A 17,876-nucleotide genomic window follows, 5' to 3' on the forward strand; every position below is an offset into this window, starting at 1 on the left:
CGGGTTCTCCTCCCTTAGTGAAAACTTATCGAAGCTAACAGTGTGATATGGAACAGACAAGCCTTTACAACATGAAATTTTCGGGCCCTGACGACGCGGCGTTCATTCCCCTGCCCGGTCTGGGCAACCCGCACCTGCAAACCATTCTGCCGCGGTTGATACGGCGGACGAAAAGGTTAACGCCACACTGGCAGCGGCTGGATTTACCTGACGGTGACTTTGTTGATTTGGCCTGGAGTGAAGATCCTCAGTTTGCCCGGCATAAACCGCGCGTGGTGCTGTTTCATGGCCTGGAAGGAAGTTTCCACAGTCCCTATATTCATGGCCTGATGCTGCAGTGCAAACAGCGTGGCTGGCTGGCGGTAGTAATGCACTTTCGCGGCTGCAGCGGTGAGCCGAACCGTCTGAACCGGATATACCACTCCGGTGAAACCGAGGATGCGCGTTTTTTCCTGCACTGGCTGACGACGCGCTGGGGCCGGGTACCCACAACTGCTGTCGGCTTCTCGCTGGGCGGGAATATGCTCGGTTGCCTGTTAGGCCAGCAAGGTGATGAAGCCCTGATCGACGCGGGCGTGATTGTGTCTGCGCCCCTGATGCTGGAACCCTGCAGCGCCCGACTGGAGCGCGGCTTTTCACAGGTTTATCAGCGTTACCTGTTAAGCCAGTTAAAAAAGAATGCCCAGCGTAAACTGCGGGCCTGGCCCGACACGTTGCCGGTGAACCTCATTCAGCTTAACGCCCTGCGCCGTCTGCGGGACTTTGACGACGCGATCACGGCCCGGGCGCATGGTTTTGCCGACGCCACGGATTATTACCGTCGCGCCAGCGCTATGCCGCGACTTAAGTTCGTGACAAAACCGCTGCTCATCATCCATGCAAAAGATGACCCGTTCATGAGCGATGAGGTGATCCCGCAGCCTGCGCAATTATCTGCCACTATTACCTATCAGCTGACACAGCAGGGTGGGCATGTTGGTTTCGTCAGTGGCACCCTGCGTCAGCCTCGGTTGTGGCTGGAGCAGCGCGTGCCACAGTGGATTTCCTCTTATCTGGATAACTGATTCTGTGATTATTCCCTGGGAACAGGTTTCCCCCGAAACCCTTGAAAATCTTATCGAAGCGTTTGTTTTGCGTGAAGGCACGGATTACGGCGAGCAGGAGCTCAGCCTGACGGAAAAAGTCGCCGATGTGCGTCGTCAGCTGGAGCACGGCGAGGTCGTTCTGGTATGGTCGGAACTGCACGAGTCGGTCAACATCATGCGCAAAAGCGAGTTTCGTGGCTGATGCAACGAACGGAAAATCGTGCTAACAATGCTCATCGCCCGACGTCACAGGGACTTCAACTATGTCTGCACGCCATCCGATTATCGCGGTAACGGGCTCCAGCGGTGCGGGAACCACCACCACCAGTCTGGCGTTCCGTAAAATTTTTCAGCAACTCGGTTTGCACGCTGCCGAACTGGAAGGGGACAGTTTTCACCGCTTTACCCGCCCCGAAATGGACATGGCTATCCGAAAAGCGCGCGATCTGGGGCGACATATCAGCTACTTTGGCCCGGAGGCGAATGATTTTGGCCTGCTGGAGCAAACGTTCGTCGAATACGGCGAACACGGTAAGGGCCAGTCGCGTAAGTATCTGCACACCTATGATGAAGCCGTTCCCTGGAACCAGGTTCCCGGCACCTTCACGCCCTGGCAACCGTTACCTCCGGATACGGATGTGCTGTTTTATGAAGGCTTGCACGGCGGCGTGGTGACTGCACAACACAATGTGGCGGAAAAAGTCGATTTGCTGGTCGGCGTCGTGCCCATCGTCAACCTGGAGTGGATTCAGAAACTGGTGCGCGATACCAGCGAGCGTGGCCATTCACGCGAAGCGGTGATGGATTCGGTAGTGCGTTCCATGGAAGATTACATCAATTTCATTACGCCGCAGTTTTCACGAACCCATATTAACTTTCAGCGCGTCCCCACGGTGGATACCTCTAATCCCTTTGCCGCGCGCACCATCCCTTCGCTGGATGAAAGCTTTGTGGTTATCCACTTTCAGGGGCTGGAAGACATTGATTTTCCCTATCTGCTGGCCATGCTGCAGGGATCGTTTATTTCCAATATCAACACGTTGGTGGTACCCGGCGGCAAAATGGGACTGGCGATGGAGTTAATTATGGCGCCGTTAGTAAAACGGCTCATGGAAGGGAAACGGATTGAATAACCACAGAGGCCAGCCTGGCCTCTGTGAGATTACAGCGCAATCACTTCGTAGCTGTGGGTAATGTTGACGCCTTTGCCTAACATGATGGCGACAGAGCAATATTTTTCCGCGGACAGATCGACAGCGCGTGCCACGGCTTTATCCGAAAGTGCGTTGCCGCTGACGATAAAATGCAGATTGATATGGGTAAAGATGCGGGGGGCTTCTTCCCGACGTTCAGACGATAGTTTCACTTCGCAATCAACCACATCGTTGCGGCCTTTTTGCAAAATTGACACAACGTCAATGGCGCTGCATCCCCCTGCCGCCATCAGCACCATCTCCATAGGGCTCGGCGCTTTATCGCCAGAATTGCCATCCATCAGTACCTGATGGCCGGACGATGATTCCCCCAGGAATGTTAACCCTTCAACCCATTTGACGCGTGCCTGCATAATTTTGACCTCAGAATACCCTGTTTTGGCTCAGCGTACGCTTTTGCCTGGGAAACAGCAATCCAGAGAAAACGCCATCTTGCTGAAGCGAGACAACACAAGACAGTCGACGTAAGCTGTGCTACAAACAGAGCTGAAAATATTTTTCGTCATCCGAAGACGAAGCCGGGAAGAATGATGCGCACTGCGCCGAATGCAGCCCGAATAATTTCCTGAATGGAAAGACGCTTAACGCTTACATCGCCTGGCAGGGAAACAGAGCCCTGTATTTTGGGCACGATTACAACAGAGGATAATAGCGAATGGTTCTCGGCAAACCGCAAACAGACCCTACACTTGAATGGTTCCTGTCCCATTGCCATATTCACAAGTATCCATCCAAAAGTACGCTCATTCATCAAGGTGAAAAGGCGGAAACGCTTTACTACATCGTTAAAGGTTCCGTTGCGGTACTGATTAAGGATGAAGAAGGCAAGGAGATGATTCTGTCCTATCTGAATCAGGGCGACTTTATTGGTGAGCTTGGCCTGTTCGAAGAAGGTCAGGAGCGCAGCGCCTGGGTACGTGCGAAAACCGCGTGCGAAGTGGCAGAGATTTCCTACAAAAAATTCCGTCAGCTGATTCAGGTGAATCCGGACATCCTCATGCGCCTCTCCTCGCAAATGGCGCGCCGTCTGCAGGTCACATCGGAAAAAGTGGGCAACCTCGCGTTCCTTGATGTCACCGGTCGCATTGCGCAGACGTTGCTCAACCTGGCGAAACAGCCGGATGCCATGACGCATCCTGACGGCATGCAAATCAAAATTACGCGTCAGGAAATTGGCCAAATCGTGGGATGTTCACGTGAAACCGTGGGACGTATTTTGAAGATGCTGGAAGACCAGAATCTGATCTCCGCACACGGCAAAACAATTGTTGTTTACGGCACGCGCTAAGCTTTATTCTTCACGGCATAATGGCAACGTTATGCCGTGAATTATTTGCGTTGAGCCGATGTGGCGAAGAATAATTTATCACCCTGAAGTTAACTATGCCCTGCGCCAGACACTGGTGTTGTGTCTCCCCGTCGCGCTCGGCTGGCTGTTTGGCGATCTGCAAAAAGGATTGCTATTCTCATTGGTGCCTGCCTGCTGCAATATTGCCGGTCTGGATACGCCCCACAAACGTTTCTTTAAACGCCTGATTGTCGGCGGCAGCCTGTTTGCCCTGGGTAGCTTACTGATGCAGTGGCTTCTGTTTAAAGACGTGCCCTTACCGCTTATTCTTTTCGCCCTGCCTTTGCTGCTGGGCGTGACAGGTGAAATCAGCCCACTGCACGCACGGTTACTCCCTGCCACACTGATCGCAGCGATATTTACCACCAGCCTGATTGGCCGCATGCCCATTTACGTACCGCCCCTGCTCTACATCGGCGGTACGCTGTGGTATGGCCTGTTTAACTGGTTCTGGTTTTGGCTGTGGAAAGAGCAGCCAATGCGTGAAAGCCTGAGTCTGATTTACCGCGAACTGGCGAACTATTGTGACGCCAAGTACACCTTGCTGACGCAACTTACCGATCCGGAGAAGGCGCTACCACCGTTGCTGGCGCGGCAGCAAAAAGCAATCGACCTCATCAACACCTGTTATCAGCAGATGCATATGCTGTCCGCCAGCCGCGATCACAGTCATAAGCGACTGACCCGCGCTTTTCAGGTCGCACTGGATTTACAGGAACACATTTCTGTCAGCCTGCATCAGCCAGAAGAAGTGCAAAAACTGGTAGAACAAAGCCATGCAGAGGCCGTGATTCGCTGGAATGCGAAAACCATTTCCGCCCGTTTACGTGAGCTGGCAGACAACATCCTGTACCACCAACTGTCCAGTCGCTTTGATATGGACAAGCAGCTGGGGGCACTGGAAAAAATCGCCCGTCAGCACCCGGACAATCCGGTAGGAAATTTTTGCCTTTATCACTTCAGCCGCATCGCACGGGTACTGCGTACACAAAAGCCCCTTTATCAGCGTGATTTGATGGCGGATCGCCAGCGCCGTTTACCGCTTCTGCCCGCACTCAGAAGCTATCTCTCGCTGCGCTCATCTGCCCTGCGCACGGCCGGACGTTTTTCTGTGATGCTGATGCTGGGTAGCGGGCTGGCGCTGTTCTTTTCGATTCCCAAACCCTACTGGATTCTGATGACCATTATGTTTGTCAGCCAGAGTAACTACAGCGCCACACGGGTGCGTATTCAGCACCGTGCGCTGGGCACCTTTGCCGGGCTGGTGATTGCGGCAGCCTCGCTGCGGCTGGATGTCCCTGAACCGCTGGTGTTGAGCATCATGCTGGTGATTACCTTTATCAGCTATCGCTTTACCCGCCAGTTTTACGGCTGGTCGATGGTGGGATTCACGGTCACCGCAGTATATACCCTGCAACTTCTGTCACTTAACGGCGCACAATTCTTACTGCCGCGCCTGCTGGATACCCTGATGGGCTGCCTGATTGCGTTTGGCGGAACGTTATGGCTTTGGCCGCAATGGCAAAGTGCCCTGCTACGACAAAACGCACATGATGTGCTTGAGGCTTTCCAGGACGCGTTACGCATGTTGCTTGGTCCGGAACAGTCTCCCGAGGTACTCGCCTATCAGCGCGTTAACGTTAATCAGGCCCACAATGCAGTCTTTAACTCACTAAATCAGGCGATGCAGGAGCCGGGGTTTAACGCACGCTATTTACAGGATATGCGTTTATGGGTCACGCACAGCCAGTTTATCGTTGAGCACATCAACGCCATGACGATTCTGGCACGCGAACATACCATGCTGCCGCCTACGCTGGCGGAGCACTATCTGCAATGGTGTGAAATTGCGCTGCAGCGTTGCCAGCAGCGGCTTGAATATGACGGCGAAAGTTCGCAAACCGATCTGTTACAGGGAATTGAAGATATCAACGAGGGACCGGTCACAGTACTGGAGCAGCACATCAGGCGCATTCTGGATCATCTTAAGGTGATGCACACGATCTCATCGCTGGCGTGGAACCAGCGACCGCATCATGGTCGCTGGCTGATTCGTAGTCTGGGTCGAAAATAACTCAGGCAGCCAGGACTTTCCCGACCGCTTTGGCAAAGCGCGCCATGCCTTCTTCAATATCGGCGGGTTCAATAATCAGTGAAGGGGCAAAACGCATCACATCCGTACCAGCCACCAGCACCATAACGCCTTCAGCCGCGGCGGCATTTAGGATATCGCGTGATTTTCCGGCATGTTGCGGCTTCAGGGCCGCGCCTACCAGTAAGCCTTTGCCGCGAATATCGCTAAACAGATCGTAACGGGCATCAATCGCCTTGAGTGCCTCGACAAACTGCTGGCGACGGGATTCCACGCCGTTCAGCACGTCTGGCGTATTGATCAGATCCAGCGCGGTTTCAGCAATCGCACAGGCCAGCGGATTGCCACCATAGGTGGTGCCATGTACGCCAGGAGCCATCGTTGACGCCACCTCCTCGGTGGTCAGCATCGCGCTGACAGGAAAACCACCGCCCAGCGCTTTCGCCGAAGTCAGAATGTCTGGCGTGACGCCGTAGTGCTCATAAGCAAACAGCTTACCGCTGCGCCCCATACCGCTCTGAACTTCATCCAGCACCAGCAACGCCTGATGTTTATCGCAGAGCTCACGCAGCCCCTGCATAAATTCTGGCGTGGCCGGCATGACGCCACCTTCACCCTGAATGGGCTCAACGACAATCGCACAGGTGTGGTCGTCGATAACGGCTTTCACTGCCGCCAAATCGTTGAATGGCACATGCACAATGTCAGCGGGTTTCGGGCCAAAACCGTCGGAATATTTTGGCTGGCCGCCTACCGTGACCGTAAACAGCGTCCGGCCATGAAAGGCATTATGGAAGGCAATAATTTTGCTTTTAAACGGGCTATGACGTTTACAGGCATAATAACGCGCCAGCTTAAACGCGGCCTCGTTGGCTTCTGCGCCGGAGTTGGCAAAAAACACTCTGTCCGCGAAGGTGGCGTTAATCAGTTTGCTGGCCAGGCGCAAAGCCGGTTCATTGGTGAACACATTGCTGGTGTGCCACAGGGTTTCGCCCTGTTTCTTCAGGGTTTCAATCAGCGCCGGGTGACAATGGCCCAGCGCGGTGACGGCAATCCCACCCGAGAAGTCGATATACTCTTTACCCTGCTGATCCCACACCCGGCTTCCTTTGCCTTTTACCGGTACAAACTGCGCAGGTGCATAAACAGGCAAAATAACCTGATCGAACGTTTCCCGTGTTACCGCAATGTTTTCCGCTGCCATTGACAACCTCGCAAACTGATGAGTTGATTCGTGATGAAATAATAATCATGAAATATGCATAAAAAATCACTTAAAGGCAAACACAACTTTACTGTTGCAGGAAATTAGCGAGCAGTTGATGTCCCTGTTCGCTGAGGATACTTTCAGGATGAAACTGCACGCCTTCCAGTGCCAGCGTTTTATGACGGATGCCCATAATTTCGTCGGGCTGACCGTCACGTAAACTCCATGCGGTGACGTCAAATTCATCAGGCAGCGTATCGGCTTTCACAATCAGCGAGTGATAACGCGTTACGGTCAGCGGTTGATTCAGACCGCGAAATACACCACAGCCGTTATGCTGAACAGCAGACGTCTTACCGTGCATGACTTCGCGCGCACGCACGACCTGCGCACCAAACACCTGGGCGATGGCCTGATGCCCCAGACAAACGCCCAGCACCGGCAGGCGACCGGCGAAGTGGCGAATGGCCTGTAATGAGATCCCGCTCTGATCGGGCGTACAGGGGCCGGGTGAAATCACCAGGTGGGTTAACGGCAACGCCGTCATTTCATCCAGAGTGATGGCATCATTTCTTACCACCTGAACGTTCGCGCCCAGTTGGCAAAAATACTGGTACAGGTTCCAGGTGAAAGAATCGTAATTATCAATAAGCAGCAGCATGGTTATGATTTCAGGCAGATCAGAAGGATACGTACAAGGCCCGGCATCCGGAATGAGGACCAGAGCCGTATCTTATCATGCGGTGTGACGTGAGTGTGATGTGAGGAAAACAGACTATCAGGCGCAGGGAGACGCGCTCGCCTCCCTGGCGGGAACGGGGTTCAGACAGGGTGCGCTTCGCTGACGATGCTGGCAAAGACGTCTTCCAGCGGTTGTAAATCCCCTGCCGAACCGGCCTGACTGGCGCTGACCCACTCTTCCGGATTCAGTTTTTCCCATTCCAGCAGGTAACCTGCATGCAGGGCCAGTTGCTCAAAGAAAATACGCTGCGCCCGGCCGTTACCTTCGCGAAAAGGATGAAGCATATTGATTTCGCAATAATACCAGGCAACGCGTTTCGCAAACTCAGCTAAAGGCAGATCGGCCAGGCCGTTCTCTTCTTCTAGCGCGGCCATGAGTGCATTACCCTCTTTTTCGATATATTCGAAGTGACAAAAAGGGGTTTCGTCGCGCCAGATGTCCAGCGTGCGGAGTTCGCCAGCCCAACTGTAGACATCCTGAAACAGCGTACGGTGAATGTGACACAGGTAAGGCAGGCCGATTTTGGGTGGGCCCAGTTCAAGCGTGGCAAGCCGGGCGGCGCTAAAGCTCAGTTCCGCTTTTCGTAACTGCGCCTCATCATGAATATCGAGACGGTTTTTGAGGACCGTGTCGTTTTGCCACAGGTAGGGATCCTGCGTGACGGCAGTATTAGCAGCCATATTGCCTCCTTAAAGAGGCCAGACGGGCTTCCGCCTCTTCACCCTTAACCTCCGGTTCCGTCAGGGTAAAGCCTTCAAGCCGACAGCTTGCCCGATAGCTGGCATTCCGCCGCTGTCGCCAGAGCGCTGCCTTCTGTTTGTCTGTAAGTGTATTTGCCATACCGCCTCCTGCTCAGGTTTGCCCTAAGTATAAGAGCAAATTTTCCCTTTGCCGGAAACGGGATGGCAATCAAGACAATCAGGGCAGGACTTTTGCCGACAAAATGACCACCGGCTTGACGGGAACATTCTGGTAAGGCCCGACATCTTTGGTTGGCACCTGAGAGATTTTGTCCACGACGTCCTGGCCCTTCACGATCTTACCAAAGACGGCGTAGCCAAAATCGCGCTGACCATGATCCAGAAAGGCGTTGTCAGCGACGTTCAGAAAGAACTGGCTGGTGGCGCTGTCTTTGTCGGAGGTGCGCGCCATGGAGATGGTGCCGCGCAGGTTGCGCAGACCATTATCCGCTTCATTTTTGATCGGCGCATTGGTTTGTTTTTGCTGCATTTCATTGGTAAAGCCACCGCCCTGAATCATAAAACCCGGGATAACGCGGTGAAAAATCGTGTTGTTGTAAAAACCACTGTTAACGTAATCAACGAAGTTTTTAACGGAGATCGGTGCTTTTTGATTATTCAGTTCGAGTTCGATGTTACCGGCAGAAGTGGTCAGCAGGACATGCGTATCACCTTTGGCCGCTAAAGCTGAGGCAGAAACAGAAGAGAGCGCTAACAGGGCAACTGCCGCTGTCAAAGTACGTTTAAACATGAGTAATTCCTTACTTTGGAGAGCTAGCTCAAAAACGATATTGATTGTAAAGAGCATGTAATACAAGAGCCAGCGTTTTACCTATATTTACGCTAAACGCACCCAAAAACGCCTGAAAAAGATTGCTTCCGCTTCGTGACTAAAATCACAGTATTGATGAAATGAATGACAACAGTTTTCACTCTTAGTTTATTAAGATCACGGTTCCGTTTACAATTTCTGCCGCTTCAGCGCTCCCGCTTCCCAACAGGTTCAGAACATGACAAATCGTAATCGTATCGGCCTTACCTGGATTAGCTTTCTTTCCTATGCGCTCACCGGTGCCCTGGTGATTGTCACCGGTATGGTAATGGGTGATATCGCGAAAGATTTCCAGATTCCCATCGACAGTATGGGTAACACCTTCACTTTCCTGAACAGTGGCATCCTGGCTGCCGTTTTCCTTAATGCCTGGTTGATGGTCATTGTGCCGCTCAAACGCCAGTTGATTTTTGGCTTTGTGCTGATGGTATTAGCCGTTATCGGACTGATGACCAGCCGGGATCTGTCGGTATTTTCGCTGTGCATGTTCGTACTGGGCGTCGTCAGTGGTATCACCATGTCGATTGGGACGTTCCTGATTACCCACATGTACGAAGGCCGCCAACGGGGTTCACGCCTGCTGTTTACGGACTCCTTCTTTAGTATGGCTGGCACCATTTTCCCGATTCTGGCCGGCATTTTACTGGCACGTCATCTGCCGTGGTACTGGGTTTACGTCTGCATTGGCGTCATTTACGTCGGTATTTTTATCATGACGTTATTCGTGGAGTTTCCGGTTCTGCGTAAGCCAGAGAACAGCCCAACGGTTGAAAAAGAAAAATGGGGACTGGGCGTACTGTTACTGGCGATTGCCGCCTTATGCTACATTCTTGGCCAGCTCGGCTTTATTTCCTGGGTGCCTGAATATGCCACCAAAGTGATGGGCATGAATATTGATGATGCCGGTCAACTGGTAGGAAGCTTCTGGACCGCTTATATGGTCGGCATGTGGGTATTCAGCTTCCTGCTGCGCTTCTTCGATCTGCAACGTATTCTGATGGTACTGGCAGGACTGGCCACGGTGCTGATGTACTGGTTCGTAAGCAGCCAGGATGCAAGCATGTTGCGGTGGATTATTCTGACGCTTGGCTTCAGCTCAAGCGCGATCTATACCACCATCATTACGCTCGGCTCTCTACAAACCAAAGTCGCATCTCCCAAGCTGGTTAACTTTATTCTGACCTGTGGCACCGTGGGTACCATGCTGACCTTCGTCGTTACGTCACCCATTGTGAAAAACAGCGGCGTGCACAGCGCGCTGCTAACGGCAAATGGCCTGTACGCCGTGGTGTTTATCATGTGTGCGTTGCTGGGCCTGGTGACCAAACACCGCTCGCACGGTCATATCACGCATTAATCCTCTCAGGGCGGCGGCAACGCGCCGCCCTTTGCTTCATCGCCTGAAGGTCACCGCTTCCCAAGTGTCCAGACAGATTTTGCTCTCTGCGGGCTGCGTCGCCGCGATGACCTTTCCACGCCGAAGCGAATAACGCACCGGCACCTGCCGCCTGACCGCATCAAAACCGTTCTCTGCGGGCAGAATGATAAAACTGGCTTCATGACCGCGCTGAATACCGTACTCTGCTAAATTCAGCGTGTTGGCACTGTTGCGTGTAATCAGATCGAGCCCGGCATTAATTTGCTCGTACCCCATCAGCTGACACACATGTAATCCCATATGCAGCACCTGAAGCATATTGCCTGTACCCAGCGGATACCAGGGATCGAACACGTCGTCATGGCCAAAACAGACGTTAATCTCCGCCTCCAGCAGCTCTTTCACCCGGGTAATGCCGCGGCGTTTGGGATAGCTGTCAAAGCGACCCTGTAGGTGAATATTCACCAGGGGATTGGCAACAAAGTTGATGCCGGAGAGCTTCAGTAAGCGAAACAGACGAGAAGTATAAGCCCCGTTATACGAGTGCATCGCTGTGGTATGGCTTGCCGTGACGCGCGCACCCATCCCGTCACGGTGTGCCAGCGCGGCAACGGTTTCGACGAAGCGTGACTGCTCATCGTCAATTTCGTCACAGTGCACGTCCACCAGCCTGTCGTAACGGTTGGCCAGCGCGAACGCTTTATGCAGGGATTCCACGCCGTACTCCCGCGTGAACTCAAAATGGGGAATCGCGCCGACGACATCCGCGCCGAGTCGCAGCGCTTCTTCAAGTAGCGCTTCGCCATTAGGGTAAGACAGAATGCCTTCCTGCGGGAACGCCACGATTTGAATCGTGATCCAGGGCGCCATCTCCGCTTTCAGTTCCAGCATAGCCTTGAGGGCGGTTAACGTCGGATCGGACACATCCACATGCGTGCGCACAAACTGTATGCCATTCGCGATCTGCCATTTCAGCGTTTGCATCGCGCGCCGTTTTACATCCTCATGGCTTAATAAGGCTTTCCGCTCTGCCCAGCGCTCAATACCTTCAAACAGCGTGCCGGACTGATTCCAGGCCGGTTCACCCGCCGTTTGGGTGGTATCCAGGTGAATATGAGGCTCAATAAAAGGCGCGTACGCCAGGCCGCCTTCCGCATCGAGTGCTGCGCCCTCGGCTGACAGCTGCTGAGGCTGCGCCGTGATGCGGGCGATTTTTCCTTCCACGATCTCTATCTGCCACAGCCCTTCCCGGGTGGGCAAACGCAGATTGTTTATCCAGCGAAGTGGTGCTGTTGTCATTCCGGGCTCCTCATGCGTTAAGCGCTGCGAAGTAAAGCTAACACGATCTCTCTGCCCTGCTCCAGATGACTTTATTCGTTATTTAAATCACTTAGCGCGTACGAGGCCGAACCGGCGCCCTGCCTCTGCGGACAGGTCAGGCGCGGGAGCAAAAGGTCGGGGACGAATAAGATGACATGATTACCGAAAGCGAAACGCAAGAAGGGTTGGCACACGTTCCGCTCCGTTTGCGCGTGGTACCTGGCCGTCATTTTCCTTTGTCGGCAGTGTGGTCAGCCTGCGCCGCCCATTACGCCGGGGGGAAAATCAAAACGGCGAGCCTTCGCTCGCCGTTTGACTTACAACGTTACCGATCAGGGTTGAGAAACAAATCCGACCGCTTCATAGACTTTTTTCAGGGTTTCCTGCGCCTGGGCACGGGCTTTCTGTGCACCGTCACGCATCACCTTTTCCAGCAACGCCTCGTCGTTGCGGAAGCGATGATAACGTTCCTGCAGGTCTGTCAGCATGCCCGATACGGCTTCTGCGACCGCGCCTTTCAGGTGCCCGTACATTTTGCCTTCGAACGCCTGCTCCAGCGCGGTCACCGGCGTACCGGTTACGCCTGACAGGATGTCCAGCAGATTCGAGACGCCCGCTTTCTCTTTAATATCATAACGGATAACCGGCGGCTCTTCAGAGTCGGTCATCGCACGCTTAATCTTTTTAACCACCGATTTGGGATCTTCAAGCAGGCCGATCACATTGTTGCGGTTATCATCCGACTTAGACATCTTTTTCGTCGGTTCCAGCAGCGACATCACGCGTGCGCCTGATTTTGGAATGAATGGCTCCGGCACCTTGAAGATATCGCCATACAACGCATTAAACCGGCTCGCAATATCACGGCTCAGCTCAAGATGCTGTTTCTGATCTTCACCCACCGGTACCTGCGCGGTCTGGTAAAGCAGAATGTCGGCAGCCATCAGCACCGGATAACTGAACAAACCCGCGTTGATGTTTTCTTCATAGCGTGAGGATTTGTCTTTGAACTGGGTCATGCGGCTCAGCTCACCGAAATAGGTGTAGCAGTTCAGAATCCAGCTGAGTTGCGTGTGCTCCGGCACATGCGACTGAACAAAGATGGTGCTCTTCTCGGGATCGATGCCGCAGGCCAGATAGAGCGCCAGCGTATCTAAGGTGGCTTTACGCAGTGCAACCGGATCCTGGCGCACGGTGATGGCGTGCAGATCGACGATACAGTAAATGCAGTGGAAATCGTCCTGCATCTGCACCCACTGACGCAGCGCACCCATATAGTTGCCAATGGTCAGTTCGCCGGACGGCTGTGCGCCGCTGAAAACGATGGGTTTGCTCATGCTTATGTCCTGATAAATTACAGCCCGATAGCGGGCAAAAGTTCGTCAAAAGAGTCAAGGGTCAGATCGGGCTGGCTGCTGGCAATAGGTTCACCATAGTTATAGCCAAACGTCATGCCGACATTGGGTACGCCGGCAGACTGCGCGGCCAGAATATCATTGCGTGAATCCCCGACAAACAGCAGTTGTGAGGGCAGCAGCCCCCATTTACCCAACACCAGAAAAATCGCGGCAGGATGCGGTTTTTTAACCACCACATCATCGCCACCAATGATCAACGAAAACGCCTGGTCGATTCCCAGCGATTGCAGCAGCGGCGCGACAAACGGCGTCGGCTTATTGGTCACAATCGCCATCGGCATGCCTGTGGCCTGTAACCGTGTCAGCGTCTCTTTGACCTGAGGAAACAGGGTACTGCCCGCCTCCACCGTGCTGGCATAATGTTTGTCAAACAGCACACGCGCATCACGCTGCTCGTCCGGGTGTGGCTCGCGCCCGAGTGCCCAGGTCAGCGCACGGCACATCATAACGTCGGCACCATTCCCAATCCACGTTGATACGCGCGCCACGCCAGCAGCAGGCAACGCCAGGTCTGCCAGCGTCAAATCGATCGCATCCGCCAGCCCCGGCGCGCTGTCGACCAGCGTACCATCCAGGTCAAAGGCCAGCCCACGAATATCAGTGAAATGAGCCATTCGCTTTCTCCAGCTCGTTCCGCATGTCGTCGATCACTTTCTTGTAATCCGGATGGCCAAAGATGGCCGAACCGGCAACAAACATATCTGCACCCGCTGCCGCGATTTGCGCAATGTTATCAATCTTCACACCACCGTCGACTTCAAGGCGAATGCTGTAGCCGCTCTGATCAATCCGCTTACGCGCTTCACGAAGCTTGTCGAGCGTGCCGGGGATAAATGACTGACCACCAAAGCCGGGGTTCACCGACATCAGCAAAATGATGTCCAGTTTATCCATCACATAGTCGAGGTAGCTGAGCGGAGTGGCAGGATTAAAGACCAGGCCTGCTTTGCAACCGTGCTCTTTGATTAACTGCAGCGTGCGGTCAACGTGCTCGCTCGCTTCGGGGTGGAACGTGATGTAGGTCGCGCCAGCCTTGGCAAACTCGGGGATTAACGCGTCCACTGGCTTCACCATGAGATGCACATCGATCGGGGCTGTGATGCCATAGTCACGCAGCGCTTTCAACACCATCGGTCCCATTGTCAGATTCGGCACGTAGTGGTTGTCCATTACGTCGAAGTGAACCACGTCGCCTCCGGCCGCCAGTGCCTTCGCGGTGTCTTCACCCAGGCGAGCAAAGTCTGCCGAAAGGATGGAAGGGGCCAGCAAATATTGTTTCATCCGATTCTCCACTGTTGTGCGCCAGCATGATGGCTGGCGTAGTACCCTGGTCGCGGACGAAACAGACTAGCTATAGAGTGCCAGCAGTTCGTCGACCTTGGTGCGACCGGTTATGCTTCGGCTAATAGAACGCCGGACTTTGACCACATGTAACACGGCATCCTGATACCAGCAACGCGTCAGTTCCGTATCATGGTTAGAAATCAGGACCGGAATTTGACTCTCAGACGCCAGCTTTGCGGCCAGTTGCGCCAGATGCTGCTGCTCATGCAGGCTAAAACTGTTGGTGTGGTAAGCCGTGAAGTTAGCCGTTGCGGACAGCGGCGCGTACGGCGGATCACAATATACCACAGAGCCTTTTTGGGCATTGTTCAGGGTAACATCGTAGGATTCACAGACAAACGTCGCCTTTTGCGCCCGTTCGGCAAACCAGAGCAGCTCGGCTTCCGGGAAATAAGGTTTACGATAGCGCCCAAACGGCACGTTGAACTCACCACGCAGATTGTAGCGGCACAGGCCGTTGTAGCAGTGGCGATTCAGATAGAGGAACAGCAGCGCACGCCGATAAGCGTCATGACTGAGGTTAAACTCCGTGCGCAGTTGGTAATAACGGATTTCGCTGTTTGTTTCGCTGGTAAACAGTAAACGCGCATCGCGAATAAAATCCGCCGTGCGCGTTTTGACAATATTGTAGAGATTGATGAGATCGTTGTTGATGTCGGCCAGATGATAGCGATCAAAATCGGTGTTAAGAAACACGGAGCCCGCGCCAACGAAGGGTTCGATCAGGCAATCACCTTGCGGCAAATGACGGTGGATCTCTTCGACTAAGGGAAATTTTCCCCCCGCCCATTTCAAAAAAGCGCGATTTTTTTTCATGCTGTCGTGGTAATTACATCTTATTGTGAGGCTGTGGTTGAACCGACAGCAGATCTGCGCTTAAAACAGGGCCCGCATGGGCAGGCCCCACATCACTTATTGACTGGCTTCTTTCCTGACCTGACTGACCGGTTTCACCCAGGGATTCTGTGCACGTACCTCTGCAGGCAATGTCGCAACGGCACGCTTTGCGTCGGCCGGCGTGGCGTAAGAACCACTGACCAGCACATACCAGGGTTGACCATTGCGCGTGGTTTTATACACATGGTACGCACTCAGGTTTTGCTTCTTCGCCCAGGCATTCAGGCTTTCCGCTTTAGATGCGCCGCTCAACTGCAACGTGTAGTTGCCGCCCGGTACTGATTTGCTGGCCGTAGCGCTACTGCCCGCCGCTTTTACCGGCGCGTTATTCACGGAGGAGTGCGCTGGCGTTGTGTGGGTTTTATGCTCGCTGGCTGCGGGTTTAGACGCCGTTCTGGCAGGCTCACGCGTATGACGCGGCGTGACGGGTGCCTGCGCGGCGTTTTGACGACCTGTAGCGGGAAGACTCGCCGCTGCACCTGCTTTCCCGCTCACCGTAGCGGGTGCGGTCGGCAGAGAACTGCTGCCTTCTGCACCCTGTGCGGCGCCATCAACCTGCTGTTGCTGGTTGGTCAATGCGCTGTTCAGGTCGCCGGGTAATGTAATGCGTTGCTGATTAGCCGGGGTTTCAACCGGGGCTGCCTGCGTGGGTGTGGATGCAACCGGTGGCATGGAAATATCACGTGGCGCATTTGTCGCCCCCGCTGCCGGTTCCGCTCCTGCTGCATTCGGAGTGCCGGTGGAAGGCTGTGCTGTTCCCGTGGCGTTCTGACCGCCGCTCATGGCGGTGGAGCCGCCGCTCATGGCGGTGGAGCCGCTGAGATCAATATTTTTTCCGTTGCCCGATCCTGCGGCCCCGCTGGTGGCGGTGCCTTTGTCAGTAGAGGACGACGCGGATTTGCTGTCGTCAGCGCCGTTGAGCGCTGAGCCAATGCCCAGCACGAGCAGCAGCAACACAAGGATACCAACGCCCATCATGACGTGCTGGCGCGAGACCGGAGCTTTCGTCGCAGAGGACGATTTACGTGGGCGCGAGGGACGACGGTCACTGGCGTCAGGTTTTAACTCATCATCCGGTTTGAACTCATCCATTTTGCCTCCTCCGTAAAGCGGCCGTTCGCACTGCGCACCCGCGCGTCGCGTCACCACTTACCTGCTGAATATCAAGATTTCTGGCAGTCATTAATTGCCGCCATCACCATATCATGAGCCACGCCACCACGCACTTCAGCGCGGCCTATCGCCAAAGGCAGTATCAGACGTAATTCGCCCGCCAGCACTTTTTTATCGCGCATCATATGGGGCAAATAGTCTTCAGCCTGCATCTCAACCGGTCCGTGTACCGGCAAACCGGCGCGCTGCAGTAACGCGATAACGCGTTCGCAATCCTGCTCGCTGAACTGACCAAGACGTTGCGCGGTTCGCGCCGCCATCACCATACCAGCGGCAATCGCTTCACCATGCAACCAGTTGCCATAGCCCATATGCGCTTCAATGGCATGGCCAAAAGTATGACCCAGATTCAGTAATGCGCGCTGACCGTTTTCACGCTCATCCGCGGCGACAACCTCGGCTTTCAGCTCACAGCAACGACGGATGCACCAGGCCAGCGCGGCTTCATCCAGCGCCAGAAGGCGATCAAGATTTTGCTCAAGCCAGTGAAAGAATTCACCGTCCAGAATGATGCCGTATTTAATCACTTCAGCCAGACCGGACGCCAGCTCACGAGGAGGCAGTGACCGGAGACATTCCGTATCAATCACGACCGAAGCGGGCTGGTAAAACGCACCTATCATGTTTTTGCCAAGAGGATGGTTAACCGCCGTTTTTCCGCCAACCGACGAGTCAACCTGAGACAGCAGCGTGGTCGGCACCTGAATGAACCGCACACCACGTTGATAGCTTGCCGCAGCAAAACCGGTAAGATCGCCAATCACGCCCCCACCCAGCGCCACCAGCGTGGTATCGCGCCCGTGGGGCTTTTGCAGGAGGGCGGTAAAAACCTGATCCATCACCGCCAGCGTTTTGTGCTGCTCACCGTCGGGCAAAATCACCTGATCCGTCTTCACTCCCGCCGCCTTTAGCCGCGCCGTGACCTTATCCAGGTAAAGCGGTGCCAGCGTCTCGTTCGTGACCAGCATGGCATTATCACCCGCTTTTAACGGCCAAAAAGAAGCCGGATCATTAAACAGTCCGGCGGCGATAGTGATGGGGTAACTGCGTTCCCCCAATGAAACGGTGATCTTCTCCATGATGCTC

The 17,876-nt window shown here is 54.2% G+C and carries 19 protein-coding genes; 6 read left to right on the plus strand and 13 right to left on the minus strand.

Annotation, left to right across the window (positions count from 1 at the left end; translation table 11 throughout):
- Window positions 1-47: 47 nt before the first annotated feature.
- The 3 genes from C1N64_RS01370 to C1N64_RS01380 all read left to right on the plus strand — a co-directional run bounded on the left by C1N64_RS01370 (window position 48) and on the right by C1N64_RS01380 (window position 2,218).
- Window positions 48-1,064, plus strand: coding sequence for a hydrolase (locus C1N64_RS01370; RefSeq protein ID WP_006120557.1), 1,017 nt, complete (start codon window positions 48-50; stop codon window positions 1,062-1,064).
- 4 nt (window positions 1,065-1,068) lie between these two features.
- Window positions 1,069-1,287: a YheU family protein gene (locus C1N64_RS01375; RefSeq protein ID WP_006120556.1), complete on the plus strand. Its 219-nt coding sequence runs from the start codon at window positions 1,069-1,071 to the stop codon at window positions 1,285-1,287.
- Between the two features lie 61 nt (window positions 1,288-1,348).
- The gene (locus C1N64_RS01380; protein ID WP_058701414.1) at window positions 1,349-2,218 is read left to right on the plus strand and encodes a phosphoribulokinase; all 870 of its coding nucleotides are present in this window, start codon (window positions 1,349-1,351) and stop codon (window positions 2,216-2,218) included.
- A gap of 29 nt (window positions 2,219-2,247) precedes the next feature.
- Here the strand turns inward: C1N64_RS01380 and C1N64_RS01385 are convergent, their stop codons facing one another.
- On the minus strand, window positions 2,248-2,652 hold the full coding sequence (locus C1N64_RS01385; protein ID WP_033741554.1) for an OsmC family protein: 405 nt from the start codon (window positions 2,650-2,652) through the stop codon (window positions 2,248-2,250).
- A gap of 302 nt (window positions 2,653-2,954) precedes the next feature.
- On the opposite strand from C1N64_RS01385, the gene crp reads away from it, so the two are divergent.
- Together crp and C1N64_RS01395 are read left to right on the plus strand one after the other, a co-directional pair.
- Window positions 2,955-3,587: a cAMP-activated global transcriptional regulator CRP gene (crp, locus tag C1N64_RS01390; protein ID WP_000242758.1), complete on the plus strand. Its 633-nt coding sequence runs from the start codon at window positions 2,955-2,957 to the stop codon at window positions 3,585-3,587.
- Window positions 3,588-3,645: 58 nt separating this feature from the next.
- Window positions 3,646-5,721, plus strand: a complete 2,076-nt coding sequence (locus C1N64_RS01395) for a YccS/YhfK family putative transporter (RefSeq protein ID WP_033741557.1) — start codon at window positions 3,646-3,648, stop codon at window positions 5,719-5,721.
- Between the two features lies 1 nt (window position 5,722).
- On the opposite strand, the gene C1N64_RS01400 is transcribed toward C1N64_RS01395, so the two are convergent.
- The 5 genes from C1N64_RS01400 to ppiA all read right to left on the minus strand — a co-directional run bounded on the left by C1N64_RS01400 (window position 5,723) and on the right by ppiA (window position 9,179).
- Window positions 5,723-6,943 carry a bifunctional acetylornithine/succinyldiaminopimelate transaminase gene (locus C1N64_RS01400; protein WP_033741559.1) on the minus strand — a complete coding sequence of 407 codons (1,221 nt, stop codon included), beginning with the start codon at window positions 6,941-6,943 and terminating at the stop codon, window positions 5,723-5,725.
- A gap of 88 nt (window positions 6,944-7,031) precedes the next feature.
- Window positions 7,032-7,607, minus strand: coding sequence for an aminodeoxychorismate synthase component II (locus C1N64_RS01405; protein ID WP_006122311.1), 576 nt, complete (start codon window positions 7,605-7,607; stop codon window positions 7,032-7,034).
- 161 nt (window positions 7,608-7,768) lie between these two features.
- A complete protein-coding gene (locus C1N64_RS01410) occupies window positions 7,769-8,368 on the minus strand; it encodes a putative adenosine monophosphate-protein transferase Fic (protein WP_367143588.1) in 600 nt (199 codons plus the stop codon).
- On the minus strand, window positions 8,358-8,528 hold the full coding sequence (locus tag C1N64_RS01415) for a YhfG family protein (protein WP_006120991.1): 171 nt from the start codon (window positions 8,526-8,528) through the stop codon (window positions 8,358-8,360). Before C1N64_RS01415 ends, C1N64_RS01410 begins: the two co-directional genes overlap by 11 nt.
- Window positions 8,529-8,606: 78 nt before the next feature.
- Window positions 8,607-9,179: a peptidylprolyl isomerase A gene (gene ppiA / locus C1N64_RS01420; RefSeq protein WP_033741562.1), complete on the minus strand. Its 573-nt coding sequence runs from the start codon at window positions 9,177-9,179 to the stop codon at window positions 8,607-8,609.
- A 259-nt stretch (window positions 9,180-9,438) separates the two neighbouring features.
- Here ppiA and tsgA point away from each other — a divergent pair, with 259 nt between their 5' ends.
- The gene (gene tsgA, locus C1N64_RS01425; RefSeq protein WP_006120993.1) at window positions 9,439-10,617 is read left to right on the plus strand and encodes an MFS transporter TsgA; all 1,179 of its coding nucleotides are present in this window, start codon (window positions 9,439-9,441) and stop codon (window positions 10,615-10,617) included.
- A gap of 36 nt (window positions 10,618-10,653) precedes the next feature.
- On the opposite strand, the gene C1N64_RS01430 is transcribed toward tsgA, so the two are convergent.
- The 7 genes from C1N64_RS01430 to aroB form a co-directional block, all read right to left on the minus strand.
- Window positions 10,654-11,937, minus strand: a complete 1,284-nt coding sequence (locus C1N64_RS01430) for a cytosine deaminase (RefSeq protein WP_058708594.1) — start codon at window positions 11,935-11,937, stop codon at window positions 10,654-10,656.
- 353 nt (window positions 11,938-12,290) lie between these two features.
- The gene (trpS, locus tag C1N64_RS01435; protein WP_033741566.1) at window positions 12,291-13,295 is read right to left on the minus strand and encodes a tryptophan--tRNA ligase; all 1,005 of its coding nucleotides are present in this window, start codon (window positions 13,293-13,295) and stop codon (window positions 12,291-12,293) included.
- 17 nt (window positions 13,296-13,312) lie between these two features.
- Complete coding sequence (locus tag C1N64_RS01440) at window positions 13,313-13,990, minus strand: phosphoglycolate phosphatase (protein ID WP_006120996.1); 678 nt, start codon at window positions 13,988-13,990, stop codon at window positions 13,313-13,315.
- Complete coding sequence (rpe, locus tag C1N64_RS01445; protein WP_006120997.1) at window positions 13,974-14,657, minus strand: ribulose-phosphate 3-epimerase; 684 nt, start codon at window positions 14,655-14,657, stop codon at window positions 13,974-13,976. The genes C1N64_RS01440 and rpe overlap by 17 nt, the downstream gene beginning before the upstream one ends.
- Before the next feature lie 66 nt (window positions 14,658-14,723).
- On the minus strand, window positions 14,724-15,536 hold the full coding sequence (gene dam, locus C1N64_RS01450) for an adenine-specific DNA-methyltransferase (protein ID WP_394515198.1): 813 nt from the start codon (window positions 15,534-15,536) through the stop codon (window positions 14,724-14,726).
- Window positions 15,537-15,632: 96 nt separating this feature from the next.
- On the minus strand, window positions 15,633-16,709 hold the full coding sequence (locus C1N64_RS01455; protein WP_394515199.1) for an SPOR domain-containing protein: 1,077 nt from the start codon (window positions 16,707-16,709) through the stop codon (window positions 15,633-15,635).
- Window positions 16,710-16,780: 71 nt separating this feature from the next.
- Window positions 16,781-17,869 carry a 3-dehydroquinate synthase gene (aroB, locus tag C1N64_RS01460; RefSeq protein ID WP_054632975.1) on the minus strand — a complete coding sequence of 363 codons (1,089 nt, stop codon included), beginning with the start codon at window positions 17,867-17,869 and terminating at the stop codon, window positions 16,781-16,783.
- Between the last annotated feature and the right edge of the window lie 7 nt (window positions 17,870-17,876).

This window comes from Pantoea sp. SGAir0215, assembly GCF_043543215.1.